General features: G+C 69.6%; 21 protein-coding genes. 13 read left to right on the forward strand and 8 right to left on the reverse strand.

Going from position 1 to position 25,398, the window contains the following annotated elements:
- Nucleotides 1–49: 49 nt before the first annotated feature.
- Nucleotides 50–1,312 (reverse strand): RsmB/NOP family class I SAM-dependent RNA methyltransferase, encoded by a 1,263-nt coding sequence (locus CDO81_RS02620; protein WP_088481585.1) that lies wholly within the window; start codon nucleotides 1,310–1,312, stop codon nucleotides 50–52.
- Nucleotides 1,313–1,338: 26 nt separating this feature from the next.
- Between CDO81_RS02620 and CDO81_RS02625 the strand changes: the two genes are divergently transcribed.
- Entirely contained in the window at nucleotides 1,339–1,983 is a 645-nt protein-coding gene (locus CDO81_RS02625) for a DUF1345 domain-containing protein (RefSeq protein ID WP_088481586.1), read from the forward strand.
- Here CDO81_RS02625 and purN read toward each other — a convergent pair.
- Entirely contained in the window at nucleotides 1,976–2,608 is a 633-nt protein-coding gene (gene purN / locus CDO81_RS02630) for a phosphoribosylglycinamide formyltransferase (RefSeq protein ID WP_088481587.1), read from the reverse strand. The genes CDO81_RS02625 and purN overlap by 8 nt on opposite strands.
- Before the next feature lie 37 nt (nucleotides 2,609–2,645).
- Between purN and trpS the strand changes: the two genes are divergently transcribed.
- From trpS to CDO81_RS02645, 3 genes are read left to right on the forward strand one after another with little or no spacing between them, the layout of a single operon-like run.
- Entirely contained in the window at nucleotides 2,646–3,647 is a 1,002-nt protein-coding gene (gene trpS, locus CDO81_RS02635; protein ID WP_088481588.1) for a tryptophan--tRNA ligase, read from the forward strand.
- A complete protein-coding gene (locus tag CDO81_RS02640) occupies nucleotides 3,644–4,054 on the forward strand; it encodes a DUF3717 domain-containing protein (RefSeq protein ID WP_241516818.1) in 411 nt (136 codons plus the stop codon). Before trpS ends, CDO81_RS02640 begins: the two co-directional genes overlap by 4 nt.
- Before the next feature lie 23 nt (nucleotides 4,055–4,077).
- Complete coding sequence (locus tag CDO81_RS02645) at nucleotides 4,078–5,394, forward strand: MATE family efflux transporter (protein WP_088481590.1); 1,317 nt, start codon at nucleotides 4,078–4,080, stop codon at nucleotides 5,392–5,394.
- Here the strand turns inward: CDO81_RS02645 and CDO81_RS02650 are convergent.
- The 4 genes from CDO81_RS02650 to ettA form a co-directional block, all read right to left on the reverse strand.
- On the reverse strand, nucleotides 5,378–6,781 hold the full coding sequence (locus CDO81_RS02650; RefSeq protein WP_088481591.1) for a sensor histidine kinase: 1,404 nt from the start codon (nucleotides 6,779–6,781) through the stop codon (nucleotides 5,378–5,380). The genes CDO81_RS02645 and CDO81_RS02650 overlap by 17 nt on opposite strands.
- Nucleotide 6,782: 1 nt before the next feature.
- A complete protein-coding gene (locus CDO81_RS02655) occupies nucleotides 6,783–7,502 on the reverse strand; it encodes a response regulator (RefSeq protein ID WP_088482416.1) in 720 nt (239 codons plus the stop codon).
- A 108-nt stretch (nucleotides 7,503–7,610) separates the two neighbouring features.
- A complete protein-coding gene (locus CDO81_RS02660) occupies nucleotides 7,611–8,099 on the reverse strand; it encodes a Spy/CpxP family protein refolding chaperone (RefSeq protein ID WP_158218144.1) in 489 nt (162 codons plus the stop codon).
- Nucleotides 8,100–8,236: 137 nt separating this feature from the next.
- Entirely contained in the window at nucleotides 8,237–9,901 is a 1,665-nt protein-coding gene (ettA, locus tag CDO81_RS02665; protein ID WP_088481593.1) for an energy-dependent translational throttle protein EttA, read from the reverse strand.
- Nucleotides 9,902–10,053: 152 nt separating this feature from the next.
- On the opposite strand from ettA, the gene CDO81_RS02670 reads away from it, so the two are divergent.
- A complete protein-coding gene (locus CDO81_RS02670; RefSeq protein ID WP_088481594.1) occupies nucleotides 10,054–11,640 on the forward strand; it encodes an ABC transporter substrate-binding protein in 1,587 nt (528 codons plus the stop codon).
- A gap of 175 nt (nucleotides 11,641–11,815) precedes the next feature.
- Nucleotides 11,816–13,282 carry a DEAD/DEAH box helicase gene (locus CDO81_RS02675; RefSeq protein ID WP_088481595.1) on the forward strand — a complete coding sequence of 489 codons (1,467 nt, stop codon included), beginning with the start codon at nucleotides 11,816–11,818 and terminating at the stop codon, nucleotides 13,280–13,282.
- A 3-nt stretch (nucleotides 13,283–13,285) separates the two neighbouring features.
- On the opposite strand, the gene CDO81_RS02680 is transcribed toward CDO81_RS02675, so the two are convergent.
- Both CDO81_RS02680 and CDO81_RS02685 read right to left on the reverse strand, forming a co-directional pair.
- Nucleotides 13,286–15,514, reverse strand: a complete 2,229-nt coding sequence (locus tag CDO81_RS02680) for a xanthine dehydrogenase family protein molybdopterin-binding subunit (RefSeq protein ID WP_088481596.1) — start codon at nucleotides 15,512–15,514, stop codon at nucleotides 13,286–13,288.
- A gap of 11 nt (nucleotides 15,515–15,525) precedes the next feature.
- On the reverse strand, nucleotides 15,526–15,966 hold the full coding sequence (locus tag CDO81_RS02685; protein WP_088481597.1) for a (2Fe-2S)-binding protein: 441 nt from the start codon (nucleotides 15,964–15,966) through the stop codon (nucleotides 15,526–15,528).
- Nucleotides 15,967–16,050: 84 nt separating this feature from the next.
- On the opposite strand from CDO81_RS02685, the gene CDO81_RS02690 reads away from it, so the two are divergent.
- The 7 genes from CDO81_RS02690 (at nucleotide 16,051) to CDO81_RS29060 (ending at nucleotide 25,211) form a co-directional block, all read left to right on the forward strand.
- Nucleotides 16,051–16,905: a DUF6502 family protein gene (locus tag CDO81_RS02690; protein ID WP_088481598.1), complete on the forward strand. Its 855-nt coding sequence runs from the start codon at nucleotides 16,051–16,053 to the stop codon at nucleotides 16,903–16,905.
- A complete protein-coding gene (locus CDO81_RS02695) occupies nucleotides 16,871–18,064 on the forward strand; it encodes a DUF5666 domain-containing protein (protein WP_088481599.1) in 1,194 nt (397 codons plus the stop codon). The genes CDO81_RS02690 and CDO81_RS02695 overlap by 35 nt, the downstream gene beginning before the upstream one ends.
- Nucleotides 18,065–18,090: 26 nt before the next feature.
- The gene (locus CDO81_RS02700; protein ID WP_088481600.1) at nucleotides 18,091–18,750 is read left to right on the forward strand and encodes a Rossmann-fold NAD(P)-binding domain-containing protein; all 660 of its coding nucleotides are present in this window, start codon (nucleotides 18,091–18,093) and stop codon (nucleotides 18,748–18,750) included.
- On the forward strand, nucleotides 18,747–20,117 hold the full coding sequence (locus CDO81_RS02705; protein WP_088481601.1) for an MBL fold metallo-hydrolase RNA specificity domain-containing protein: 1,371 nt from the start codon (nucleotides 18,747–18,749) through the stop codon (nucleotides 20,115–20,117). Before CDO81_RS02700 ends, CDO81_RS02705 begins: the two co-directional genes overlap by 4 nt.
- Nucleotides 20,117–21,409 carry an MgtC/SapB family protein gene (locus CDO81_RS02710; RefSeq protein ID WP_088481602.1) on the forward strand — a complete coding sequence of 431 codons (1,293 nt, stop codon included), beginning with the start codon at nucleotides 20,117–20,119 and terminating at the stop codon, nucleotides 21,407–21,409. The genes CDO81_RS02705 and CDO81_RS02710 overlap by 1 nt, the downstream gene beginning before the upstream one ends.
- Nucleotides 21,406–23,286, forward strand: coding sequence for a bifunctional tRNA (5-methylaminomethyl-2-thiouridine)(34)-methyltransferase MnmC2/FAD-dependent 5-carboxymethylaminomethyl-2-thiouridine(34) oxidoreductase MnmC1 (gene mnmC / locus CDO81_RS02715; RefSeq protein WP_088481603.1), 1,881 nt, complete (start codon nucleotides 21,406–21,408; stop codon nucleotides 23,284–23,286). The genes CDO81_RS02710 and mnmC overlap by 4 nt, the downstream gene beginning before the upstream one ends.
- A gap of 89 nt (nucleotides 23,287–23,375) precedes the next feature.
- Nucleotides 23,376–25,211, forward strand: a complete 1,836-nt coding sequence (locus CDO81_RS29060) for a methyl-accepting chemotaxis protein (RefSeq protein WP_206602057.1) — start codon at nucleotides 23,376–23,378, stop codon at nucleotides 25,209–25,211.
- Nucleotides 25,212–25,398 lie beyond the last annotated feature (187 nt).

The following is a 25,398-nucleotide window of genomic DNA, read 5'->3' on the forward strand; positions in this document are numbered from 1 at the left end:
GGCGGGCACGTGCGAATCGGCGCGTTCCTTGACCCCGATCAAGCCGGCGTCAGCCCTTGCGCACCCAGGCCACCGCGAAGAAACCGTCGGTCGCATGCCGGTGCGGCCATAGCCGCAGCACGCCGTTCTCGGTCAGCTCCGCCGCCCGCTCGACCTGGGCCTTGTCCAGCGCCTCACAGGCGTCCAGCGGTTCGAAATCAGGGTGAGCGGCTGCAAACTCGTTCGCGATCACCTCGTTCTCGGCATCCAGCAGGCTGCAGGTGGCATAGACCAGACGCCCGCCCGGCTTCACCAGTCGCGCGGCACTCGCGAGGATGGCGCGCTGCTTGTCTTGCAGTTCCGACACGGCCTGGGGCGACTGGCGCCACTTCAGGTCGGGGTTGCGCCGCAGCGTGCCCAGCCCCGAACAAGGCGCGTCCACCAGCACCCGGTCGATCTTGCCGGCCAGGCGCTTGATGCGGTCATCGCGCTCATGGGCGATCTGGGCCGGGTACACGTTGGACAAGCCACTGCGTGCCAGGCGCGGCTTGAGCGCATCCAGGCGATGGCCAGAGACGTCGAAGGCGTACAAGCGGCCGGTGTTGCGCATGGCGGCACCGAGTGCCAGCGTCTTGCCGCCCGCGCCAGCGCAGAAGTCCACCACCATCTCGCCGCGCTTGGGAGCGAGCAGCAAGGCCAGCAACTGGCTGCCCTCATCCTGCACCTCGATGGACCCGTTGGTGAAGAGTTCAAGCTTGTTCAACGCCGGCTTGCCTTGCACCCGCAGGCCCAGCGGTGAGTACGCCGTGGGCGTCGCGTCGATGCCGGCAGCCTGCAAGGCCGCCTGGGCTTCTTCGCGCTTGAGCTTCAGGCTGTTGACTCGCAGGTCCAAGGGCGCGGGTTCGTTCAGCGCCGTCGCCAGCTTCCAGAACTCCTCCTCGCCCAGCCGGGCCAGCAAGGGCTCGGCCAGCCAGTCCGGCATGTTGTGGCGCAGCTTGGGCGCCAGGCTGTGAGGTGCGATGGACTGAACCTGCACCAGCCAGTCCTTCTCGGCTGGGCTCAGCGCAGCGCGCAGAAAGGTGTCGCTGCCTCGCCAGGCGAGGATGGCCAGGCGCCGAAACATCGGGCCGCTGCCGCTCTGGGCCAGGTTCTGGAACTTCAACCGCTCGCGCAGCAGCGCATAGACGGTCTCGGCCAGACTCGCGCGTTCGCGCTGTCCGAGGTTCTTGTGTTGACGGAAGAAGGCCGAAACGGTCGAGTCGGCCGGGGCGTCGAGCTTGTTGACGGCGCCGATGAGTTCGGCGGCGAGCTCCAGCAGGGCATTAGGATGCATCGCCCCATTATCCCAAGCCGCCCTGCATGACTCTCTGGAACCAGCTGCGCTTGCGCCCTCGCCTGTTGACGGCCGTGATTGTGGGCAGCGCGCTGGCAGCGGCGTGGCCCGACGTCACCAGCCTGCAGACCCGCCTGCTGATCGGCTGGAACCTCGTCATCTGGATCTACCTGCCGCTGGTGCTGTGGATGATGTTCAGCCCCAGCACCACGGCGGATGTGCAGGCTCGCGCCCGGCGCCTGAACGAAGGCGTGCCCGTGGTCCTGCTCCTGGCGGTGCTCGGCGCCCTGGCGAGCCTCGCGGCCATCACGCTGGAGCTGCAGGCCGCGCGCCAGAACCACGACACCCGCTACGTGCTCCTGGCCCTCGCGACGGTCGCCGGCTCGTGGCTGCTGCTGCCGGTGGAGTTCGGCCTGGCCTATGCCAGCCTCTACCACCGCCAGGGCAAAGGCCGGCACGGGCTGGAGTTCCCCGGCGATGACGAGCTGCCCGACTACGCGGACTTCCTCTACTTCTCGATCACGGTCGCCGCCACATCGCAAACCTCGGACGTGGTGGTGAGCGCCAAGCCGATGCGCCGCCTCGTGCTGCTTCAGGCCTTGATCGCCTTCGTGTTCAACACCGGCGTGCTGGCCCTGTCGATCAATATCCTGGCGGGCCTGATCAGCTGAGCAGCAGTTGCTGGGGCGCGCCGTCGCGGTGCTGCACGGTATCGCCCGACCAGACCAGCGCGTCTTCCACGAACCACCGCACCGACTGCGGATAGATGCGGTGCTCGGCAGTCAGCACGCGGGCCGCCAAGGCCTTGGCATCGTCGCCCGGCTTCACCGGCACGACCCCTTGCATGACGATGGCGCCGTGGTCGAGTTCAGCCGTCACGAAATGCACCGTCGCCCCGGCCACCTTGCAGCCCATGGCCAGCGCGCGCTCATGCGTGTGCAGGCCCGTGAACGCCGGCAGAAGCGAGGGGTGGATGTTCAGCAGGCGGCGTTCGTAACGCGCCGTGAAGGCCGGCGTCAGGATGCGCATGAAGCCCGCCAGGACGACCAGGTCCGGCGAGAAGCCATCGATGACCCGGGCCAGCTCGGCATCGAAGTCGTCCCGGCTGGCGTAGGCCTTGTGGTCGACCACAGCGGTGGCGATGCCACGGTCCGCCGCAAATTGCAGGCCGCCGGCGTCGGGCCGGTTGCTGATGACGGCCGCAATGCTCGCCGGCCAGCCCTCGGCGGCGCAGGCCTTCACGATGGCTTCCATGTTGGAGCCCCGCCCGGAAATCAGAATGACCAGTCGCTTCATGGGGGCGGGAGTGTAGGCGAGCGACAATCCGCGCCCCATGTCGACACCCGCCCCCCCCCGCCCGCGCGTCCTTTCGGGCATGCGCCCGACCGGCGCCCTGCACCTCGGCCACTACCACGGGGCCATCAAGAACTGGGTGCGCCTGCAGGACAGCCATGAAGGCTTCTTCTTCGTGGCCGACTGGCATGCGCTCACCACGCAGCGCCCGAGCGGCGAGACGCTGACGCGCCATGTCTACGAGATGGTCACCGACTGGCTCGCGGCCGGCCTGGACCCCGAACGCTGCACCCTCTTCCTGCAAAGCCGCATGCCGGAGCATGCCGAGCTGTTCACGCTGTTGGCCATGTGCACGCCGTCCAGCTGGCTGGCCCGCATGCCGAGCTACAAGGACCAGGTCGCCGCCGACGGCGAGCTCGCCACCTACGGCTTCCTGGGCTACCCGCTGCTGCAGGCCGCCGACATCCTGCTCTACAAGCCCGCCGGCGTGCCCGTGGGTGAAGACCAGACCGCGCATGTGGAAGTCACCCGCGAAGTGGCACGGCGCTTCAACCGCCTCTATGCCGAGACCGCGCCGGTTTTCGTCGAGCCGCAGGCCCTGCTGACCGAGACGGCCCGCGTGCCCGGGCTGGACGGCCAGAAGATGAGCAAGAGCCTCGACAACGCCATCGCCATGCGCGACGAGCCCGAGGTGACGGCTGCCAAGATTCGCACCATGCCCACCGACCCGCAGCGCGTGCGCCGCACCGATGCCGGTGACCCGGCGCGCTGCCCCGTCTGGCCGCTGCACCAGATCTATTCCGACGAAGCCACGCGCGCCGCCTGCGAGACCGGGTGCCGCAGCGCCAGCATCGGCTGCCTGGACTGCAAGCAGCCGCTGATTGAGGCCATCCAGCGCGAGCAGGCGCCTTGGCGCGAGCGCGCGGCAGCCCTGGACCCGCAACAGGTGAAATGGACGCTGGAAGTGGGCACCGAGCGGGCCCGCGCGGTCGCGCGCAAGACGCTGCGCGAAGTTCGCGCCGTGATGGGACTGGTGGCGTGACCGCCCGCCTGCACGTCACCGACCTCGAAGCCGCCATCAACTGGTGGCGCGATCGTTCGCCCTCACCTGACGGCATCAGCGCGGCGCCCGAGGTGCGCGCCTTGGCCGAGGCCTATGCCCTGCTGGCCTGGCAGCGCAGCGCCGACATCGAGGTCGACGCCCTGACGCCTCGCGCGCTGGACGCCTGGCTGGCCTGGTATGCCACCACGCCGGACTCGCCCTGCATCGCCATCTGCTCCACGGCCCAGGGCGACCCGATCTGCAAGGGCTGTGGGCGCAGCTTTGACGAAGTGCAGCACTGGCCCGCACTCGACCCGTTCGAGAAGCGCGTCGTGTGGCAACGCATCACGCAGGAAGGCACGGCCTGGCGCTTCAACCGCTACGCCGAGCGCGGAGCAAGGTCCTGAATCGCATCCGTTTCATCGACAGCGTGCGGCGCATCGTGCCGCAGGCCTGGCCGGTCCTCGTCGGCCAGATCGCCGTGATGATGTTCAGCACGGTGGACACGCTGATGATGGGCCGCGTCGGCCCGTCGGACCTGGCCGCACTGGCGGTGGGCTCGGCGGCCTACGTGACCATCTTCGTCGGCCTGATGGGCGTGGTGCTGGCCGTCGGGCCCATTGCCGGGCACAATTTCGGCGCCCAGGACCTGCCGGGCGCCGGGCAGAGCTTTGTGCAGGCGCAGTGGCTGTCGGTGCTGCTGTGCATCCCCGGCTGCCTGGCGCTGTGGTTCCCTGACCCCTTCACCGCGCTCGCGCAACTCGATGCCGCGCAAGCGGACAAGGTGCGCGCCTATACGCGTCCCGAGGCGTTCGCGCTGCCGGCGGCCCTGCTCTTCACCGCCTTTCGCGGCTTCTCAACCGCCGTCAGCCGGCCCAAGGCAGTCATGGCCATGCAGCTGACGGGCCTGGCCGCCAAGGTGCCGCTGAACGCCGTGCTGGTGTTCGGCTGGGGGCCGATCCCTGCCATGGGCGTGGCCGGCTGCGGTTGGGCGACGGCCATTGCCATGGTCGGCCAGGCCAGCGTGGCCGCACTGCTGCTGCGCCGGGACGCCTTCTACCGTCCCTTCCAGATCCCGCATCTGTGGGCGACCCGCCCGGACTGGCAGGAGCTGCGCGCCCTCGTCAAGCTGGGGCTGCCGATGGGTGGCTCCATCCTGGTGGAGGTCACGGGCTTCACCTTCATGGCCTTCTTCATCGCTCGCCTGGGCGCGACGCCGGTGGCGGGCCACCAGATCGCGGTGAACCTGGTGGCCATGATGTTCATGATCGCGCTGGCCCAGGCGACGGCCGCTGGCACGTTGGTCGCCCAGCACCTGGGCGCGGGTGAGAAGCGGGAAGCGCGCATCGTCGGGCGTCATGCGATGGTGCTGGCCACGCTGGTGGCCGCAGCCGTGGGGGCCGTGGTGGCGCTGGCGCGAGCGCCGATCGTTGGCCTGTACACCGCCAATGCCGCGACAGCCGCAGCCGCGCTGCCGCTGCTGGTGTGGGTCTGGTTCTTCCACCTGGGCGATGCCTTGCAGACAGTTGCGGCCTATGTGCTGCGTGCCTACCAGGTGGCCACGCTGCCCATGGTGATCTATGTGGTGGCCCTGTGGGGCCTGGGCATCGGCGGCGGCTACCTGCTGGCCTTCGGCCCACGCGGTGTGGGTGCCGTTGGTTTCTGGCAGGCGGCCACCGCAGGGCTGCTGACCGCCGGGGTGCTGCTGAGCCTGCTGCTGCGGCGGGTGTTCAACGAGAACCGCTAGGCGCCTGGGCTGGCAAGACAGCCGGCAGGAAGATCACGAAGCGGCTGCCGCCGCCTTCACGCGACTGGCAACTCACGCGGCCGCCATGCCGCTCCGCAATCTGCTTGACCAGACTGAGCCCGAGACCCACGCCACCTGCCATCTCGGCATGGCCCGGCAGGCGGTAGAACGGCTCGAAGATGCGTTCGCGAAGGTCAACGGGCACACCGGGCCCGCGGTCGGCCACGATGAACTCGAAACCGCCGGCCACCGGACGCAGGCTGAGCTCCACCTCGGGTCCGCCGTAGCGCCGGGCGTTGTCGAGCAGGTTGCGCAGGGCACGGCGCAGCAACCGCTCCTGGCCCTCCACGCGGGCGGAATCAGTTTCCGGCTCGAAGGCCACCTCGGCGCGAGCGGCCTCCTCCGCCCCCAGGGCCAGCAACTCGACCGCATGCGTCTCGCCTACGGCACTGCCGGCCTCCAGGCGACTGGCCAGCAGCACCTCTTCGACCAGGGCATCGAGCTCCGCGATGTTGACGTCGATTTCGTGGGCCAGGCGCTCGCGCTGCACGGGCGCCGCATCCTCCAGCATCGCAAACGCCATCTTCAGCCGGGCCAGCGGCGACCGCAGCTCATGGCTGGCGTTGGCCAACAGGCTCTGGTGGGAGCGCAGCAGGGTCTCGATCCGATCGGCGGCCTGGTTGAAGCTGCTGGCCAGCGCAGCCACCTCGTCGCGGCCACTGTCATCCACCCGGTGCGTCAACTGGCCAGCGCCGAATTTCTCGACGCCGCGCTTCAGGGTTTCAAGCCGGCGCGTGAGGCGGCGCACCACGGGGTAGGCCCCCGCCGCCACGCCCACGAACAGCAGCACCAGCACCACGGCCAGGGTCGACACGGCCGGCGCTCCGGGCGATACCGGCCGATGCAGCCACGGCCCTGCCCACGGGCCTTCATCCGGCCGGCCAGGGGACCGGGCGGCGGCATTGCCGCCCGTCGGGCCGGACGCCATGCCAGGCGGCGTGGGCGGCCGCACGGTGCGCACCATCTCCAGGCTGCGCCCATCGCCAAGGTTGGCGCTGACGATGATCGCGCCCGGGTCGTCCGCGCGCCTCAAGAACATCTGCGTGGTGCCGATGCGCTTGCCGTCCGCGTCTTCCAGCGCCAGGGGCATGCGCAGGCGCTGGCCCCAGTCAGCGAAGGCCGCGGCCTGCTCCTCGCGCGGCGCGGTCGCCGGTGGCAGCGCCAGCTTGAGCAGGCCCGCCATGGCATTCAGCCGCTCACCCGCGGCGGTCTCGACGTTGCCCCGCTCCTGCTCGATATGGCGCTGGAACAACCACGCAGAGCCGAACGCAAACGCCAGCAGCAGCGCCACCAGCGTCAGGTAGATGCGAACGTAGAGGGCTTTCAAGTCAGGCGGCGTCCGCGTCGGCGTCCTGCTTGCGCGCGAACACGTAGCCCGCACCCCGCACCGTCAGCACGCGGCGGGGGTTCTTGGGATCGTCCTCAATGACGGCGCGGATGCGCGAGATATGCACGTCGATCGAGCGGTCAAAGGCTTCCAGCGGGTGGCCTTTGAGGGCATCCATGATCTGGTCACGGCTGAGCACCCGACCCGGGCTCTGCGCCAGCACGACCAGCAGGTCGAACTGGTGGCTAGTGAGGTCGCAGATCTTGCCGTCCAGGCGCGCCACGCGGGCTGCCAGGTCGATCTCGAGGCGACCGAAGCGCAACACCTCGTCGCCATCCAGCTTGGGCTCCAGCCGGCGCAGCAGGGCCTTGATGCGGGCCTGCAGTTCGCGCGGCTCGAAGGGCTTGGCGAGGTAGTCGTCAGCGCCCAGCTCCAGGCCCAGGATGCGGTCCATGGGTTCGCCGCGGGCCGACAGCATCAGCACCGGCTGGTGGCGCCAGCGCGCATCGCCGCGCAACCAGCGGCAGAAGTCCAGGCCGTCGCCGTCGGGCAGCATCAGGTCCAGCACCAGCAGCTCGAAGCGGCTGTGCGCCAGCGCCTCGCGGGCCGCCGCCAGCGTGCCGGCGGTGCTGACCTCGAAGCCGGCGGCACGCAGATAGTCGCCCACCATGCCGGTCAGGCGGGCATCATCGTCAATCAACAGGAGTCGGGCGCTACTCATCACCGGGGCGAGGGAAGAAATGGGAAGCCGGCGCGCCTCGGCGCCGGTGGAACGGGGCTCAAGCATCGCAGAACTCCTTGCCTGGGGCCAATGGGTAGATCAACCGGTTCAGCCCGCCTGACGGCTGGCCATGCGCGCCTGGCGCTTCTTCATGACCTCGGCGATCTTGGCGCGCTGCTCCGGCGTCAGCACCCGGGCCGCATCGATGCTGGCCTGGCTCATGCGCTTGGAGGCAACTTCGTGCTGGGCGCTCAGCTGCGCGCGCACGCTCTCGATGGCGGCGGCGTCGACGTTGGTGGCCGTGTAGAGCGTGGCCATCTGCTCGTGCAGCTTGCGGCCGGTGTCGCGCTGGCCGGCGAGGTCCTGGCGAGCCGCCTTGAAGATGGCGTCGATCTGGCTGCGCTGCGAGTCCGTCGCGTTGACCAGGTCGAGCATGTGGTCCATGTGACCGCCGAACAGGCCGCCGGGCGCCATCATGCCGGGTCCGCCAGGGCCACCGCGAGGGCCCGGTTGCGCCTGGGCGGCGACACCGCCCACGGCCAGGGCGGCCGTCAGCAGCGCGATACGGAAGAAATGCGGGGTGCGGGGCGTTGTCATCACTGGCCTCCTGAAGAACTGGGGTGCAGTCATCTTCAGGGGGGCCTGTGTGGGATCTTTGGGCACCCGGTAAAGAACTGTGTCGGGGGTCGGGGTGCGTTTCAATTTCGGTGAACCGCGCCCCGGGCCGACGGGCTTTACTTGATCGGCTTGAAGCGCACGCGCTTCGGGCGCGCGCCTTCTTCACCCAGGCGCTTCTTCTTGTCGGCCTCGTACTCGTGGAAGTTGCCGTCGAAGAAGAACCACTGCGAGTCGCCCTCGCAGGCGAGGATGTGGGTGCAGATGCGGTCCAGGAACCAGCGGTCGTGGCTGATGACCATGGCCGAGCCGGCAAACTCCAGCAGCGCTTCTTCAAGGGCGCGCAGGGTTTCCACGTCGAGGTCGTTCGACGGTTCGTCCAGCATCAGCACGTTGCCGCCCTGAGCCAGGGTCTTGGCCAGGTGCAGGCGGCCACGCTCACCGCCGGAGAGCGAGCCCACCAGCTTCTGCTGGTCATTGCCCTTGAAGTTGAAGCGGCCGAGGTAGGCGCGGCTGGGCATGACGAACTTGCCGACCACGATGTTGTCCAGGCCGCCGGAGACGTCTTCCCAGACCGTCTTGCTGCCGTCCAGGCTCGCGCGGCTCTGGTCGACGAAGGCCAGCTTGGCCGTCTTGCCGATCTTGACCGTGCCCGAGTCCGGCTGCTCCACGCCCTGGATCATGCGGAACAGCGTCGACTTGCCGGCGCCGTTCGGGCCGATGATGCCGACGATGGCGCCTGCCGGCACCTTGAAGCTGAGGTTGTCGATCAGCACCCGGTCGCCAAAGCTCTTGGACACGTTCTCGAACTCGATGACTTCATTGCCCAGGCGCTCGGCCACGGGGATGAAGATCTCGTTGGTCTCGTTGCGCTTCTGGTATTCGACGTCGCTCAGTTCCTCGAAGCGGGCCAGACGCGCCTTGCTCTTGGCCTGGCGGCCCTTGGCGTTGGAGCGCACCCACTTGAGTTCTTCCTTCATGGCCTTGGCGCGGGCGTCTTCCGACTTCTGCTCCTGCTCCAGGCGGCGTTCCTTCTGGTCGAGCCAGTCGGAGTAGTTGCCCTTCCAGGGAATGCCGTGGCCGCGGTCGAGTTCAAGAATCCACTCGGCGGCGTTGTCCAGGAAGTAGCGATCGTGGGTGATGGCCACCACGGTGCCCGGGAAGCGCTGCAGGAACTGCTCCAGCCACTCCACGCTTTCGGCGTCCAAGTGGTTGGTGGGTTCGTCCAGCAGCAGCATGTCGGGCTTGGACAGCAGCAGGCGGCACAGGGCCACACGGCGCTTTTCACCGCCCGACAGCACACCGATCTGGGCGTCCCAGGGCGGCAGGTTCAGGGCGTCGGCGGCCAGCTCCAGCTGCAGGTCGGTGTTCTCGGAACCGGCGGCGGCGATGATGGCCTCCAGTTCGCCCTGCTCGGCGGCCAGCTTGTCGAAGTCGGCATCCGGCTCGGCGTAAGCGGCATAGACCTCGTCCAGCCGCTTCTTGGCGGCCAGCACGCCGCCGATGCCTTCTTCCACCGCCTCGCGCACGGTCTGCTCGGGGTTGAGCTTGGGCTCCTGCTCCAGGTAGCCGATCTTGATGCCCGGCATCGGGATGGCCTCGCCCTCGATCTCCTTGTCGACGCCGGCCATGATCTTCAGCAGCGTGGACTTGCCCGAACCGTTCAGCCCCAGCACGCCGATCTTGGCGCCCGGGAAGAACGACAGCGAAATGTCCTTGAGGATGTGGCGCTTGGGGGGAACCGTCTTGTTGACACGGTTCATCGAGAAAACGTATTGGGCCATGGCAGTCCTTGAAACAGCGGCAGGCCCCGGAGAGGGCCTGCGTTGCCCTGCATTGTCGCCGATGCCCGCCCACCGTTCTTGGGGTTCATCCCGAGGCAGCCGCCGCGGGGCCACCCCAGACTGCGCCGGCAGTTCATACAAGGGGGAAGAGGATGAGCCATTCACGCATCAGCCGCCGTCTGGCGCTGCTGCTCGTCAGCCTGATTGCCGGCCTGGCCCAGGCCCAGACCCTGCGCTGGTCCAGCCAGGGCGACATGCAGACCACTGATCCGCATTCGCAGAACGAGGTCATGACGAACAGCCTCAACAACCAGGTCTACGAGGCGCTGACCCGGCGCATGAAGGACCTGAGCATGGGGCCAAGCCTGGCCACGGAGTGGACGCAGGCGACGCCCCTGATCTGGCGTTTCAAGCTGCGGCCGGGCGTGAAGTTCCATGACGGCACGCCGTTCACGGCCGATGACGTGGTGTTCTCGATGCAACGCCTGCGCGACCCCAACTCGCCGCACCGCGTGTACGCGAACGCCGTGGGCATCCCGAAGGCGGTCGACCCGCTGACCGTCATCTTCACGCTGGACAAGCCCAACCCCATCCTGCCTGAGATGCTGGGCAACCTCTACATCATGAGCCGGCGCTGGAGCGAGCAGAACCGCGTCACACGGCCGCTGGACTTCAAGAACCGCGAGGAGTCCTACGCCAGCCAGAACGCCAACGGCACCGGCCCCTTCATGCTGGTCTCGCGCCAGCCGGGCGTGAAGACGGTCTTCAAGCGCAACCCCAACTGGTGGGGCAAGTTCGAGGGCAATCTGCAGGAGTTCGTCTTCATGCCGATCTCCAATGACGCCACCCGCACCGCCGCGCTCATCTCCGGCGAAATCGACTTCGTCATCGACCCGCCGCCGCGCGACCTGGCCCGGCTGCGCACCCTGCCGCAGCTCAAGGTGCTGGACGGCGAAGAGAACCGCCTCGTCTACGTCGGCATGGACCAGTCGCGCGACAAGCTGCTCTACGCCAACGTGCCCGGCGACAAGAACCCGTTCAAGGACGTGCGGGTGCGCCGCGCGCTCTATCACGCCATCGACATCGAGGCCATCAAGAGCAAGCTGATGAGCGGCTACTCGGTGCCCACCGGCGGGCTGACATCCTCACCCCGCGGTGGCTACAACGACCCCAAGGTCGAGACCCGGCTGCCCTACGACCTCACACAGGCCCGCAAGCTGCTGGCCGAGGCCGGCTACCCCGACGGCTTCGAGGTCACGATGGACTGCCCCAACAACCGCTACATCAACGACGAGCGCATCTGCATCGCGCTGGCCAGCATGTGGGCGCAGATCAAGGTGAAGGTCAAGGTCAACGCGCTGCCTCGCACCTTGTTCTTCCCCAAGGCAGAGAAGTTCGACACCAGCCTCTATCTGGCGGGCTGGGGCGGCGGCTCGACCGATGCGGAGGTGATGCTCACGCCCGTGCTGCGCAATCGTGGCGAGCAAGGCGTGGGGGTGTCCAACTACGGCGGGTCCGTCAACAACGAGGGCGACGCGCTGGCGGCGGCCTCGACCATTGAAACCGACCCCAAGAAGCGCGAAGGCCTGGTCAAGGCGGCGCTGCAATCCTTCCGCGAGCAGGTCAACATCATTCCGCTGCACCGGCAGGTGATCCCGTGGGCGATGCGGCGCGAGGTGAGCATCCCGCATTCGCCGAATAACTTCGCCAGCATGGACTGGGTCACAATTTCGAAATAGTTCGCGCGGCGAGCAGCCGCTAGAATGCACGCAACGCCGCGCTCTCAGTCTTGCGCGGCGTTCTTCTTTTCAGAGCCCCCGCACGCGGCCTGGCTTGCCCGAAGACTGGTGTCGCCTCCCCGGCGGCACGGCAAGCCCCGGTGATGTTGGCGTGCCCTCCCCTTCCTAGGATTCGATGAGTTTCGACACCCTCGGCCTGGCGCAGCCCCTGCTCCAAGCCATCGCCGACGCCGGCTACACCTCGCCCACCCCCATCCAGGCGCAAGCCATTCCCGCCGTGCTCAAGGGCGGCGACCTGATGGCCGGTGCCCAGACCGGCACCGGCAAGACCGCCGGCTTCACGCTGCCCATGCTGCATCGGCTCCAGGCCGGTCAGCGCACGCTCGACAAGCGCGGCCGCCCCGCCATCCGCGCCTTGGTGCTGACCCCCACCCGCGAACTCGCCGCCCAGGTCGAGGAAAGCGTTCAGACCTACGGCAAGTACCTGCCGCAGCTCAAGAGCATGGTCATGTTCGGCGGCGTCGGCATGCAGCCCCAGATCAACAAGCTGCGTGACGGCGTGGACATCCTCGTGGCCACGCCTGGCCGCCTGCTCGATCACGCGGGCCTGGGCAACCTGGACCTGTCCAAGGTCGAGATCCTGGTGCTCGACGAAGCCGACCGCATGCTCGACATGGGCTTCATCCACGACATCAAGAAGGTGCTTGCCCTGCTGCCCGCGCAAAAGCAGAGCCTGCTCTTCAGCGCCACCTTCAGCGACGAGATCAAGGCCCTGGCCGACCGCCTGCTGAACCAGCCGGCCCTGATCGAAGTGGCCCGCCGCAACCAGACCAACGACCAGATCGCGCAGAAGGTCCACCCCGTGGGCCGCGAGCGCAAGAAGGAGTTGCTGGTGCACCTCATCAAGAGCGGTGACTGGCACCAGGTGCTGGTGTTCACGCGCATGAAGCACGGCGCCAACCGCCTGACGGACTACTTGAACGAACAAGGCATCAGCGCCATGGCCATCCATGGCAACAAGAGCCAGGGCGCGCGCACCAAGGCGCTGGCCGACTTCAAGAGCGGCGACCTGACCTGTCTCGTGGCCACCGACATCGCCGCGCGCGGCATCGACATCGACCAATTGCCCCACGTCGTCAACTTCGAGCTGCCCAACGTGCCCGAAGACTACGTGCACCGCATCGGCCGCACCGGCCGTGCCGGCGCCCAGGGCGAGGCGGTGAGCCTGGTCTGCGTGGACGAAAACGGCTTCCTGCGCGACATCGAGAAGCTCATCAAGCGCGAGATCCCGCGCGAGATGGTGCCGGGCTTCGAGCCCAACCCGAACGAGAAGCCCGAGCCCATCGTGCTCGGCCGCACCGTGCTCAACCCCAACGGCAGCCGGGGCCGCAACCCCAACCCGCCGCAACACGCGGGCCGCGGTGGCCGGCCGGGCGGTGGCCGCGGCGGCGACAACCGCGGCGGCTCGCGCGACGGCGGTCGCCCGGGTGGCAAGCCTCAGGCGCATGCCGGCCACGGCGGTGCCAAACCGGCGCCGCGCCCGCAAGGCCAGCAGGCGCCGCGCGCTGGCGGGCAGCCGGGGCGAGATGGCGGCGCCCCGCGCCACAACAACGGCCCCCGCCTGACCCAGCCCAAGCGCTGAGCGTCAATCCCCCATGGTGGCCTTCGGGTAGAAGGGCAGCGCCCTCACCCGCTGGCCACTGAGCCGCGCCCAGGCATTGGCCAGGGCCGGTGCCAGCGTGGGCACTCCCAACTCGCCCACGCCTCCCATCACCTGGCCGCGGTCCAGCAGCGTGGGCTGCGGCATCAGCTTGACCACGACCTGCGGCATCTCGCTCAGTCGTAGCATGCGGCTGGCGTTGAAGTTCTTCGCCTGAGCGGCACCGTTCACGAAGGTCTGCTTGCCGTACAGGGCAGCATTCAGGCCGTGCACCACACCGCCGACCAATTGCGCCTCCACCGAGTTCGGGTTGACCACCCAGCCGCAGTCGATGGCCAGCCAGACCCGGGTGACCTTCGGGCCTGTGGTGGTTGCACTGACCTCCACCACCTGCGCCACGATGCTGTTGAAGGCCGCTCCGATGGCAATGCCCCGGCTGCGGCCGCTGGGGGCGGGCGTGCCCCACCCCGCGGCCTGCGCAGCGGCATCCAGCACGGCGAGCCAGCGCGCGTTGGTCAATCGTGAACGGCGGTACTGGTACGGATCGGCGCCTGCCGCCAAGGCCAGTTCGTCGATCATCGATTCCACCGCGAAGGTGTTGATCGACGCCCCCACCGAACGCCAGAAGCCCACCGGAACACCCGCGGTATGGCTGACCCATTCGGTCAATCGCGCACCGAAGTCATACGGCAGCCCATGGGAGCCCTCGTAGCCCTGGCTGTCTCCCGTCGCCGGCAGCACCACGCCCCGCTGGCCCAGGATGGACGGTGACACATTGCGATAACGCCATCCCAGCACCTGCCCCGACTTGTTCAGCCCTGCCTGCACGCGCACCAGCGCCATCGGACGGTACTGGTCGTGGGTGAAGTCCTCTTCGCGTGGCCACATCAGCTTGACCGGCTTGCGGATCACCATCGCCACCTGCACGGCCTGCGAGATGAAGTCCAGCTCCGCCTTGCGGCCCAGGCCGCCGCCGAGCGCCGTGACGTGGACCGTGACCTGCGCGGCCGTCATGCCCGTGAGCGCCATGACCAGCGTCAGCGCCGACTTGGCCGATTGCGTCGGCGCCCAGACCTCGCAACTGACGCCCGGCTGGTAGTCCACCGTGCAGTTCAGGACCTCCATGCAGGCATGGGCCACATAAGGCAGGCTGTAGCTGGCTTCGAGCTTCACGTCCGCCGCCGCAATCGCTGCCTCCGGTGTCCCGCTGCGCTCCACGGTATAGGCGGTACCCGCGGGGTTGGCTGCACCGGCGACATAGGGCGTGGCGCTGTTCATCAAAGCTTGCGCGTCGGCCATGAACTGATCGGTATTCAACGCTACTGCGTTGGCCGGCAGCGTCCACTTCAGCGACAGCCGACGGGCTGCCTGCCAGGCATCCCACGTGGTCGACCCCACCACAGCGACGGCGTTGACATTGCCCACCGCCTCCAGGCCTCGGCCCGTACCGGCGGCGATCTTCACCGGCACGACAGCCAGCGCCCCACTGGGCACCGCGGGAACACCGGCCAGAACGCCACCCAGGGTCGGGCAGTGCCGGATGGCGGCATAGACCATGCCCGGCCGGCGCACATCGATGCCGTACACCGTGCTGCCGTCTACCTTGGCCGGGATGTCCGCGCGCGGCAGTGACTTGCCGATGCAACGCAGCTGCGCATCCGGCACCAGCGGCGCCGACGTCGGCACCGGCAGCGTGGCAGCGCGGGCTGCGAGGTCGCCGTAGCCCAGCCTTCGCCCGGTCGGCAGATGGGTGACCACGGCATTGCTGACGGCGAAGTTGGCGCGGGTCGTGTCACCCATCTCCACCATCGCGGCACTGACCAGCATCTCCCGCGCGATGGCGCCGGCATCCCGCAGCCGCCAGAAATTGTTGCGCGTGACGCTGGAGCCCACGGTGTTGATGGCCACGCCCACGGGTGCCGGCGACGCCAGTGACGGCGCCGCCGGCACGACCTTGACCTGCCCGGGGTCCACCATCAGGTCTTCGCACAGGATCTGCGCGAGGCCTGAGAACGAGCCCTGACCCATGTCGGAGGCGCCACTGGCCAGCGTGATGCTGCCGTCGCTGCCGATCGTCAGCCAGGCATTGACCGCAGTGGCAGCGGCAGCCTCGGCCTTGCCGCCGAGGGTGAGGCCGAGTGTCAGGCCGCCCATGGCGGTGACGAACTGGCGGCGGTCCAGGCTGGCGGCAGCTTCAGGAATGCGTGCATTCATGACAGTCTCCTTCACAAGCCGGCCACGGCCGTCTTGATGCGCTGGTAGGTGCCGCACACGCACAGGTTGTTGACCTCGCTGGCGATGCTGGCGCCGTGGTGACCCGCATTCATCGCCCCGGCCACGCTCATCAACATGCCGCTCTGGCAGTAGCCGCACTGCGGCACCTGGTGCAGCACCCAGGCTTTCTGAGCCGGATGGCTGCGCTCTGCAGACAGCCCTTCGATGGTGGTGATGCGCTTGCCGACCGCTGAAGACACGTCGATGTCACAGCTCTTTTTCGGCTCCCCGTTCACCCATACGGTACAAGCGCCGCAGATCTCGATACCGCACCCGTACTTGGTGCCGGTCAGGCCCAGCACGTCACGCAGCACCCACAGCAGTGGCATCCCCGAGGAACTCACCGTGACCTGCTGGTCGCGGCCGTTCACATTCAACGTGTAGCTCGGCATCCGGCTCTCCTTATCGGTTTTACGGTTTCTAACACATGCACAAATTGCGCATTTCATGGTGAGCGATCAGAATTGACTCGTCAAATGGACAAACGTGATGATTTGTTACTGCCCGCCATCGAGGCTCTGCTCGTGCCTTTGGCTCGCCTGTGCATCGCGCACGGCCTGCCGCATGCACCCGTGGAAGAACTGCTCAAGCGCGCCTTCGTGCGGGCAGCTCGTGAGGCCCGCCAGCCCCTGGGCCAAGGCAGCAGCGGGGGCCGTGACGTGAGCCAGGTCGCCATCGCCACGGGGTTGAGTCGCCGGGAAGTCGCCCGGCTCAGCGGCGAGCTGCCCCCGCTGGACACCCAGCGCCCCAGCCCTGCCGGCCGGGCGTATGCCCACTGGATGACCCACCCCGACTACGCCGGCCCCGATGGCCGCCCCGTCGACCTGCCGCGCACAGGCGCCGCGCCCAGCTTTGACAGCTTGGCCCAGTCCATCACCCGGCATGTGCATCCACGCAGCCTGCTCGACGAAATGCTGCGCCTGGGCCTGGCACGGCTGTCGGAAGACGGCCTGACCGTTCACTTCGAGCCAGATCGCGTTTCGCCGACACAGGACGATGCCCAGATGTTCGGATTCCTGGGGGCCAACGTGGGTGATCACCTGGCGGCAGCCACCGCCAACGTCGTGCATCGCGACCGCCGCCATTTCGAGCAGGCCATCTATGCCGACGAACTGAGCGAGGCGTCGGCCGCTGCCATTGCCAACCTTGCCCGCGCTCACTGGGCCCGGCTGCGCGCCGAACTCATTCCCGAAATCGAACGCCTCATCGAGGCCGATCAGGCCGCCGGCCGGCCCGGCACCCATCGGGCCCGCCTGGGCCTCTTCACGTATCACGCACCCGACCTGGAGACCCGCAATGCCTCATCCCAACCGCCCGAGCAGCCCACTTGAAGCCGCCCTCCTTCGCCGCCACTGGCTCGCCCTGGCCGCCGGTGCCAGCCTGTCGGCCTGCGGTGGCGGCGGCACGACGGACGAGGGTGCTGCGCCCACCAGCCATCCGCTCGGCGTCGCCACCGGCGGCACAGGGCGGGTGCGCAGCTTCCTGAGCGCGGCGGTGACGGCCACGACGCCGCTCGTGGTCGGTGGCATCACCCTGGACACCCGCAATGCCGTGTTGACCGACGGCGACGATGCGCCGCTTCGTGAACAGCAGCTCGCACCCGGCATGACGGCCCGCGTGCTGGCCGGCAGCATCGTGGGAGGCACGGCGCCGGCGGTCGCCATCACCGTGGACACCCAGGTCACCGGCCCCGCAAGCTGGCTGGACAGCCGCACGCTGCTCGTCTTCGGGCAACGGGTGAGCGTGGGCAGCAGCACAGTGCGCGGCCCGGGTGCCGCCGGTGCCCCACCCGATGTGCAGGTCTGGGGTCAGCTCGACCCCGTCGCGGGACGCATCCTGGCCACCCGGCTGTCGGCACGTGCAGCAAACACCGCCCCCATGCTGCGCGGCCTGCTGACCGCGGTGGACCGCAGCGCCGGATGGCTGCAGATCGGCCCGCTGGTGGCGCGCGCCACCAACCCCAGCGCCATCCCCGCGGGCCTGGCTGAAGGCGCCGTCGCCCGGCTGACCCTGGGCGCGCCGCTGCCAGACGGCAGCTGGGAACTGATCGAGGCCCGTGACGACGCCCTGCGGCCGCCGGACGGCGTCCAGGCCGAGTTGGAAGGCCATGTGACGCAGTTCAGCAACGCACGTCAGTTCTCGCTGGACGGCGTCCCCGTGGATGCGAGCCGCGCACAGATCGAAGGTCTGGCGCAACTGCAACTGGGGGCTGCCGTCGAAGTGCACGGCAGCATGCGGCAAGGTGTGCTGGTGGCCACGGAGGTCTCGGCCCAGGCCGCCGAGCCACTGGAGCTTGCCGGCAGCATCAGCGCGCTCGATGCCGGTAGCCAGACCTTCCTGCTGCACGGCTGGCAACTGCGCTGGGATGCGACCACGCGCTTCAGCAACGGCAACAGCGCCGGCCTGCGGGTGGGACGCCAGGTCGCGGTACGCGCGCGCTGGAAGCCGGGAAGCGCGGCCCTGCTGGCGACCCAGATCAGCCTGGGCTGAGCCACAGCCCTGCCTAAGATGGCGGGATGACGCCTCCTGCCCTCACCTGGGTCGCCGGCGGCAGCGGCCTGGTCGGCCGCGAGCTGCTGCGACAACTGGACGACCGGCCCGTGCTGGCCCTGGTGCGACGGCCTCTGGCCGGCCTGCCGGGCTCGGCCCTTCGCCAGGAAGCCATCGTCGACCTGCTCGCCTTGCCCGCTTCGCTCCCGGAGCCCCAACAGGTGTTCATCGCGCTGGGCACGACCATGGCCCAGGCCGGGTCGCAGGCCGCCTTCCGCGCGGTCGACTTCGATGCCGTGTTGGCCGTGGCACGCGCCGCGCGGGACCGGGGCGCCACGCGCTGCGGGGTCGTGTCCGCACTGGGCGCCGATGCCCGGTCCGGCGTCTTCTACAACCGCGTGAAGGGCGAAGCCGAGGCCGCCCTGCAGACGCTGGGCTTTGAGCGCCTGGTCATCGCGCGCCCTTCCTTGCTGGACGGCGCGCGTGAGTCGCTGGGCCAACCCCACCGCGCCGGCGAGGCCTGGAGCCTGCGCCTGGCCCGGCCGCTGGCACCGCTCATCCCCAAGGCCTGGCGCCCGATTGGTGCGGACCGGGTGGCCCGAGCGCTGCGGCTTGCGCTGGATCAGCCCGGCCCAGCCGTGCAGGTGCTCGAATCGGGCGCCATGCAAACCCTCGGTGCCCCATGAAACTCACCTTCCTCGGCGCTGCCGACACCGTCACGGGCTCGCGCCATCTGCTGACGCTGGGCGAGCAGCGCCTGCTGCTCGACGCCGGCCTGTTCCAGGGCTACAAGACCCTGCGCGAACGCAACTGGGCCGCGCTCGGCGCGCCTGCCACCCAGCTCGACGCCGTACTGCTCTCGCACGCGCACCTGGACCACTGCGGCTACCTGCCCGCACTGCGCCGCCAGGGCTTCAAGGGCCCGATCTACGCGACGTCGGCCACGCGCGACCTGTGCGATGTGCTGCTGCGCGACAGCGCCCACCTGCAGGAGGAAGACGCCCGCCGCGCCAACAAGGAGGGCAGCAGCCGGCACGACAAGGCCTTGCCGCTGTACAGCGTGCGTGAGGCCGAAGCCACGATCAAGCAGTTCGCGGCGCTGCCGCGCGACGGCAAGTTGCGCCTGGGCGCGACCGACGTGCGCTTCACGCCCGCCGGCCACCTGCTGGGCGCCAGCAGCATCCATGTGAGCCACGGCGGACGCTCCCTGCTGTTCTCGGGTGACGTCGGTCGCGTGGGCGACCTCCTGATGCCGGTGCCGCAGGTGCCCGCCGCCGCCGACGTGGTGCTGATCGAATCCACCTACGGCAACCGCCTGCACCCCGCGCAGGACGCCCAGGCGCATCTCGGACAGATCCTGCGCAACACCTTCAAGCGCGGCGGCTCGGTGCTGCTGCCGAGCTTTGCGGTGGGCCGCGCGCAAGCGTTGCTGTTGCTGCTGCAGCGCCTGCGCAATGCCGGCGAGCTGCCGCTGGATGTGCCGATCTGGCTGGACAGCCCGATGGCCGAGCTGGCCACGGAGCTGACGGTCAAGCATGCGCGGCTGCTGCGCATCTCGACGAGCGAAGCGCGCAGCCTGACCGACCGCGTCCACTACGTGACCAAGCAAGCCCAGAGCCTGAAGCTGGCGGCCAGCCTGGCTCAGCCGCGCAGCAAGCCCAGCATCATCATCTCGGCCAGCGGCATGGCCACGGGCGGGCGGGTGCTGAACTACATCGAGACCATGGCCCCGCAGGCGCGCCACCACATCGCCTTCCCCGGCTTCCAGGCCGGCGGCACGCGGGGCGCGCGCATGGTGGGGGGCGAGCGCGAGGTCAAGGTGCGCGGCCGCTGGGTGCCGGTGAATGCCGAGATCAGCCAGCTCGAAGGTCTCTCCGGCCATGCCGATGCCGACGGCCTGCTGCAATGGCTGCGCGCCCTGCCCCGGCCGCCGGAGCAGGTGTACGTGGTGCACGGCGAGCCGGCCGCAGCAGACGCCCTGCGCGGCCGCATCCAGGATGAACTCGGCTGGTCGGTGCGCGTGCCGCAGCACGGCGAGACCGTCGACTGGTGATGGCCGGGCTGGGGCAGGCTTTCGGGGTCTCCGACGACCTCATCGTCGGGCTGGCTGCCGCGCTGGGCAGCGGCCTGCTGATCGGCCTGGAGCGCGAGCGCCACAAGCACCGCGGCCCGCAGCGCGAGCCGGCCGGCCTGCGCACCTTCACGCTCGCGGCCATGGGCGGCGCGCTGGCGCAGGCGCTGCAGTTGCCGGGGCTGGTGGCCGTGGGCGCGCTGGCCATCACCGCGCTGGCGGCGGTGGCCTTGCTGCGCCATCGCGGGCGCGACCCCGGCCTCACGACCGAGATGGCGCTGCTCGTCACCTACCTGATCGGCGCACTGTGCGTGACCGCGCCGCTGCTGGGCTCGCCCGCGGCTGTGGTGCTGACCGGGCTGCTGGCTGCACGCACCAAGCTGCACCGTTTCGCCACGCAGGTGTTGCGCGAAGAAGAGCTGCATGACGGCCTGCTGCTCGGTGCGCTGGCGCTGGTCGTGCTGCCCTTGATGCCCGAGCAGCCGCTGCCTTGGCTGGCCGGCATGAAGATGAACTGGCTGCTGGGCCTGATGCTCCTGCTGCTGGGCCTGCAGGCGGCGGGCCATGTGGCGCTGCGGCTGGCGGGGCCACAGACGGGGCTGGCGCTGTCAGGCCTGCTGTCGGGCCTGGTGTCGAGCACGGCGACCATCGCCGCCATGGGCGCGCGGGCGCGTCATGAGCCGGCGCTCGCCCCTGCCTGCCTGGCCGGTGCCGTGCTGTCGACCTGCGCGACCTGGCTGCAGGCCCAGGCCATGCTGTTCGCGATGGCGCCCGAGGCGGCCCTCGTGGCGCTGCCGGTCTGCCTGACGGGTGCGCTGCTGTGTGGCGCCATGGGCTGGACCTTGGCTCGCCGCTCGCGTTCGACCCTGGGCGGCTCACCCCGGCCCGCGTCAGATGCCGAACGGCGGGGCCCGCTGCGCCTGCGCGAGGCTTTGCTGATGGCGTTCATCCTGAGCGCCGTGGCCGTGGCGGTCAGCTGGGCGCGCTCGCACTTCGGCAGCCTGGGGCTGTTCGGCGCGGTGGCGGTCGCTGCGTTTGCCGATGTGCATGCGCCCATCGTCTCGCTGGCCGGGCTGCAGGCAGCGGGCAGCGTCACACCGCTGCAGGTGCTGCAGGGCCTGTTGCTGGCCTTCCTGTGCAATGGCGTCACGCGCAGCATCACCGCGGTGGCGGCAGGCGGCTGGCGGTTTGCGCGCGCCATCATCGTGGCGCTGGCGCTGCCCTTGGTGATCGGCGCCGGCCTCACCGCCTTGCTGCACGGGGGCCTGGCATGAGCTTGATCGTCACCCCGGCCGAGGTGGACTTCAGCGACCCGTCGGCACCCGCCTCGCCCGCCTACGGCGACGTCTACCACGCCCGTGCCGGCGCCCTGGCGCAGTCGCGCCACGTCTTTCTCGGCGGCAACGGCTTGCCGGAGCGCTGGCGCGGACGCGACCGCTTCGTGGTGCTGGAGACCGGCTTTGGCCTGGGCAACAACTTCCTGGCGACCTGGGATGCCTGGCGCCAGGACCCGGCTCGCAGCCGGCGGCTGGTGTTCGTCAGCATCGAGAAGCACCCGCTGCGGCGAGAGGACCTTGCGCGCGCCCATGCCGGCCAGCCGCTGGCCGATCTGGCCGCCCAGTTGCTGGCAGCCTGGCCCCCGCTGACCGGCGGATTGCACTCTCTGGGCTTCGACGGCGGCCGGGTCGAGCTGCTGCTGGGCCTGGGCGATGCGCGCGACCTGCTGCGCGAGCTGGTGCTGCAGGCCGATGCCTTCCACCTCGATGGCTTTGCGCCCTCCCGCAACCCGGAGCTGTGGGACGACTACCTGATCAAGAACCTCGCCCGGCTCGCCGCACCAGAGGCCACCGCCGCCACCTGGAGCATCTCGCGCCCCATGCGCCGCGCGATGAACACGGCCGGCTTCGAGGTCAGCCTCGCGCCGGGATTTGCGAACAAGCCCGAGATGACGGTCGCGCGCTTTGCACCGCGCCACCAGCCCCAGCGCCCGGCCGGCCGCGAGCCACTCGCGCCGCAGGCCCGCGAGGCCGTCATCCTGGGCGCCGGCCTCGCCGGTGCCGCCTGCGCCTGGGCCCTGGCGCGCGAGGGGGTGTCGTGCACGGTGCTCGACGCCCTGCCCGGCCCGGCCCAAGCCAGCTCCGGCAACCCGGCCGGGTTGTTCCATGGCACGGTCAACCCGGATGACGGCCCCCATGCGCGCTTCAACCGCGCCGCAGCCCTGGCCACACGGGCGGCACTCGGCGATCTGGGCGTTGCATGCCAGGGCGGCCTGCTGCGCCTGGAGACGCGGCTGCAAGTGGCCGACATGCAGCACGCGCCAGGCTACGTCGAGCCCCTGGATGCCGCCCAGGCGTCAGCCCTCGCGGGCACGGCCTTGCACGGCCCGGCCTGGTTCTACCCGGGCGGCGGGGCCGTTTCACCGGGCGACTATGTACGCGCGCTGCTGGCGGCCAGTGGCGCACGGCTGCAGCTCGGCTGCCAGGTCGCCCACCTGGCGCCAACCGGCGAAGGCTGGCAGCTGACCGACGCAGCGGGCCACGTGCTGCACCACGCACCCCTGGTCGTGCTGGCCGGCGGCCATGCACAGCTGCCGTTGATCCGCGGCCTGGCCGGTGACCTCGCGGCCGACCTCGCCGTCCAGCGCGGCCAACTCAGCCACCTGGCATCCGCGCCCTGGTGTCCGCGCGTGCCGCTTGCAGGCGACGGCTATGCGATTGCCGACGGCCGTGGCGGCGTGTGGTGCGGCGCCACGACCCAGGACGACGACCCCGACCCGACGCTTCGCGACAGCGACCAGCAGGAGAACTTCACCCGCTACGCCCGGCTCGCCGGTTTGCCGCAGGTGCCGCAAGCGCCGCTGGCCGGCCGTGTGGGCTGGCGGCTGATGACGCCTGACCGCCTGCCGATGATCGGCGGCATCACGGCTGCGGACGGGCTGGCGGCGCAGCTGCGGCTGTCGCCTCGGCGACCCGGTCTCGTGATGTGCACGGCGCTGGGCTCGCGCGGCATCAGCTGGGCGGCCCTGGCCGGGCAGTTGGTCGCGGCCCTCGCACTGGGCTCGCCACGGCCGCTGGAAGCCGACCTGCTGGACGCCGTGGACCCGATGCGCTTTCACCTGCGCCGCGCGCGGCGTGGAAAAGGGGCGGAATAGGCCGACTTTGTCGCGCTCGTCCGCCGGTGGGAGTCGCTCGGGCCGCCGAAACTTCCTGTTGAGACATTCGCTCGCAGAGGAGACACCCCATGTTCGAAAGCCTGCTCGGATCCCGGAGCATTGCGCAACGCCTGACCCTGGTGCTGGGCCTGGTGCTGCTGATCTCCCTGATCGGCTCGGCCATCGGCTACGTCGGGCTGAGCCGCGTCGCGGCACAGTCGGCCGAGATGTACGAAGACTTCCTGGCCGCGGAACGTGACGCCTCCGAGTACTACCGGCTCGTGAGCGCCGGCGAGGCCCGGGCCCAGGCGATCGCGCTGTCGGGCGACCTGACGCTGGGCGACCAGTTGGCCCCCACGGCCAAGGCGGCCACCGAGCGCGCCAACGACACGCTCAAGCAGATCAAGACGCGCATGGACACGCCGGAGGAGCTGGCGCTGATGAAGGCGCTGGACGAGGCCCGCGAGGGCTATCGCGTGACCCGTGAGTCCCTGATGAAGGCCAAGAAGTCCGGTGACGAGGAGGCTGCCAAGCGGGCCTACACGGCCGAATTCCAGCCGGCGGTCAGCAAGCTCAGCGAGGTCACGTTGGGGGTCGTGAAGTCGCAGCGCGAACAACTGGATGCGTCGGCCAAGGCGCTCGTCACCGCCAACAGCCGCGCCCGCACCAGCCTCGTGGTCTTCGGCCTGATCGCCCTGGCCCTGGCCGGGTGGCTGGCGGTGGCGCTGGGCGCGTCCATCAGCCGCCCGCTGAGCCGGGCCGCCGAGGTGGCCGAGGCCATCGCCCATTTCGACCTGACGCGTGACATCCCGGCCGGCGGCAAGGACGAGGTGGGGCGGCTGCTGAATGCCCTCAGCGGCATGCAGTCGTCGTTGCAGAAGCTGATTGCCGAAGTGCGGGGCGCGGCCGACAGCATCGGCACCGCGAGTGCCGAGATCGCCACCGGCAACCTCGACCTGAGCCAGCGCACCGAGCAGACCGCAAGCAACCTGCAGAACGCGGCGTCGTCGATGAGCGAACTCACCAGCACCGTCAAGCAGACGGCCGATGCCGCGATGACCGCCAACCAGCTGGCCAGCTCGGCCGCTTCGGTCGCACAGCGTGGCGGCGAGGCGGTGTCGCAGGTGGTGGCCACGATGGACGAGATCAGCCAGAGCTCGCGCAAGATCAACGACATCATCGGCGTCATCGACGGCATCGCCTTCCAGACCAACATCCTGGCGCTCAATGCCGCCGTGGAAGCGGCGCGCGCTGGCGAGCAAGGCCGCGGGTTTGCCGTGGTGGCCGCTGAGGTGCGCTCGCTGGCGCAACGCTCGGCCGGCGCGGCCAAGGAGATCAAGACGCTCATCAGCGCCAGCGTCGAGCGCGTGGACTCCGGCACCCAGCAGGTGCAGGCCGCGGGCAGCACCATGACCGAGATCGTGGCCAGCGTGCAGCGCGTGACCGACATCATTGGCGAGATCAGCGCTGCGGCCCGCGAGCAGAGCGAAGGCATCGCGGTGGTGAACGGCTCGGTGGTGCAGCTCGACCAGATGACGCAACAGAACGCCGCGCTGGTGGAGGAATCGGCCGCCGCGGCAGAGAGTCTGCGGGAGCAATCGGCACGCATGACCGAGGCCATCAGCGTGTTCAAGCTGAGCGGCACCGCCGCCCACCGCAGTCGCGCCGCAACGCCCGGCGCAGCGCCTGCCAAGCCTGCCGTGGCCGCCAAGGCTCCCGCACCGGTCGCCACAGCCTCAGTCGCTCCCGCGCCGAAGACACCGGCCAAGCCAGGCCTGAAGACCAGCCCCAAGCCGGTCACGAAAGTCACGCCCCAAGCCACCACTGCAACACCGCCAGCGCCTCAACCTGCACCCAAGGCAGCCGCGCCAACACCTCGCCCGGCTCCGGCGCCGGCCGACGACGGCGACTGGGAAACGTTCTGAACCCGCGGGCCCACGGGCTCGCCCCATGAACACGCCGGGCAACGCCCGGCTTTTTTGTGCCTGGCCGAAGTGAATCCGGGCCTGCCCGTCACCCACCCAGGTGACAGGACGCTCCTCTGCATGCGCAGGCAGCGGGCCTCGCATAGTCGCCGTCGGCATCGCCCGCCGACCCGGCCGGGCCAGCCGC

This window comes from Roseateles puraquae, from assembly GCF_002205845.1.
Classification (GTDB): Bacteria; Pseudomonadota; Gammaproteobacteria; order Burkholderiales; family Burkholderiaceae_C; genus Pelomonas; species Pelomonas puraquae.

Bases quoted from the DNA above. Each gene is read 5' to 3' on its own strand.
- purN (WP_088481587.1), bottom strand. From the start codon at position 2,608: ATGAAGCGACTGGTCATTCTGATTTCCGGGCGGGGCTCCAACATGGAA.
- CDO81_RS02685 (WP_088481597.1), bottom strand. From the start codon at position 15,966: ATGCCGAGCTACACGTTGAATGTGAACGGCCGCGACCAGCAGGTCACG.
- mnmC (WP_088481603.1), top strand. From the start codon at position 21,406: ATGAGCTTGATCGTCACCCCGGCCGAGGTGGACTTCAGCGACCCGTCG.
- CDO81_RS02705 (WP_088481601.1), top strand. From the start codon at position 18,747: ATGAAACTCACCTTCCTCGGCGCTGCCGACACCGTCACGGGCTCGCGC.
- CDO81_RS02675 (WP_088481595.1), top strand. From the start codon at position 11,816: ATGAGTTTCGACACCCTCGGCCTGGCGCAGCCCCTGCTCCAAGCCATC.
- ettA (WP_088481593.1), bottom strand. From the start codon at position 9,901: ATGGCCCAATACGTTTTCTCGATGAACCGTGTCAACAAGACGGTTCCC.
- CDO81_RS02710 (WP_088481602.1), top strand. From the start codon at position 20,117: ATGGCCGGGCTGGGGCAGGCTTTCGGGGTCTCCGACGACCTCATCGTC.
- CDO81_RS02620 (WP_088481585.1), bottom strand. From the start codon at position 1,312: ATGCATCCTAATGCCCTGCTGGAGCTCGCCGCCGAACTCATCGGCGCC.
- trpS (WP_088481588.1), top strand. From the start codon at position 2,646: ATGTCGACACCCGCCCCCCCCCGCCCGCGCGTCCTTTCGGGCATGCGC.
- CDO81_RS02700 (WP_088481600.1), top strand. From the start codon at position 18,091: ATGACGCCTCCTGCCCTCACCTGGGTCGCCGGCGGCAGCGGCCTGGTC.
- CDO81_RS29060 (WP_206602057.1), top strand. From the start codon at position 23,376: ATGTTCGAAAGCCTGCTCGGATCCCGGAGCATTGCGCAACGCCTGACC.
- CDO81_RS02690 (WP_088481598.1), top strand. From the start codon at position 16,051: ATGGACAAACGTGATGATTTGTTACTGCCCGCCATCGAGGCTCTGCTC.
- CDO81_RS02695 (WP_088481599.1), top strand. From the start codon at position 16,871: ATGCCTCATCCCAACCGCCCGAGCAGCCCACTTGAAGCCGCCCTCCTT.
- CDO81_RS02670 (WP_088481594.1), top strand. From the start codon at position 10,054: ATGAGCCATTCACGCATCAGCCGCCGTCTGGCGCTGCTGCTCGTCAGC.
- CDO81_RS02660 (WP_158218144.1), bottom strand. From the start codon at position 8,099: ATGACAACGCCCCGCACCCCGCATTTCTTCCGTATCGCGCTGCTGACG.
- CDO81_RS02655 (WP_088482416.1), bottom strand. From the start codon at position 7,502: ATGAGTAGCGCCCGACTCCTGTTGATTGACGATGATGCCCGCCTGACC.
- CDO81_RS02625 (WP_088481586.1), top strand. From the start codon at position 1,339: ATGACTCTCTGGAACCAGCTGCGCTTGCGCCCTCGCCTGTTGACGGCC.
- CDO81_RS02680 (WP_088481596.1), bottom strand. From the start codon at position 15,514: ATGAATGCACGCATTCCTGAAGCTGCCGCCAGCCTGGACCGCCGCCAG.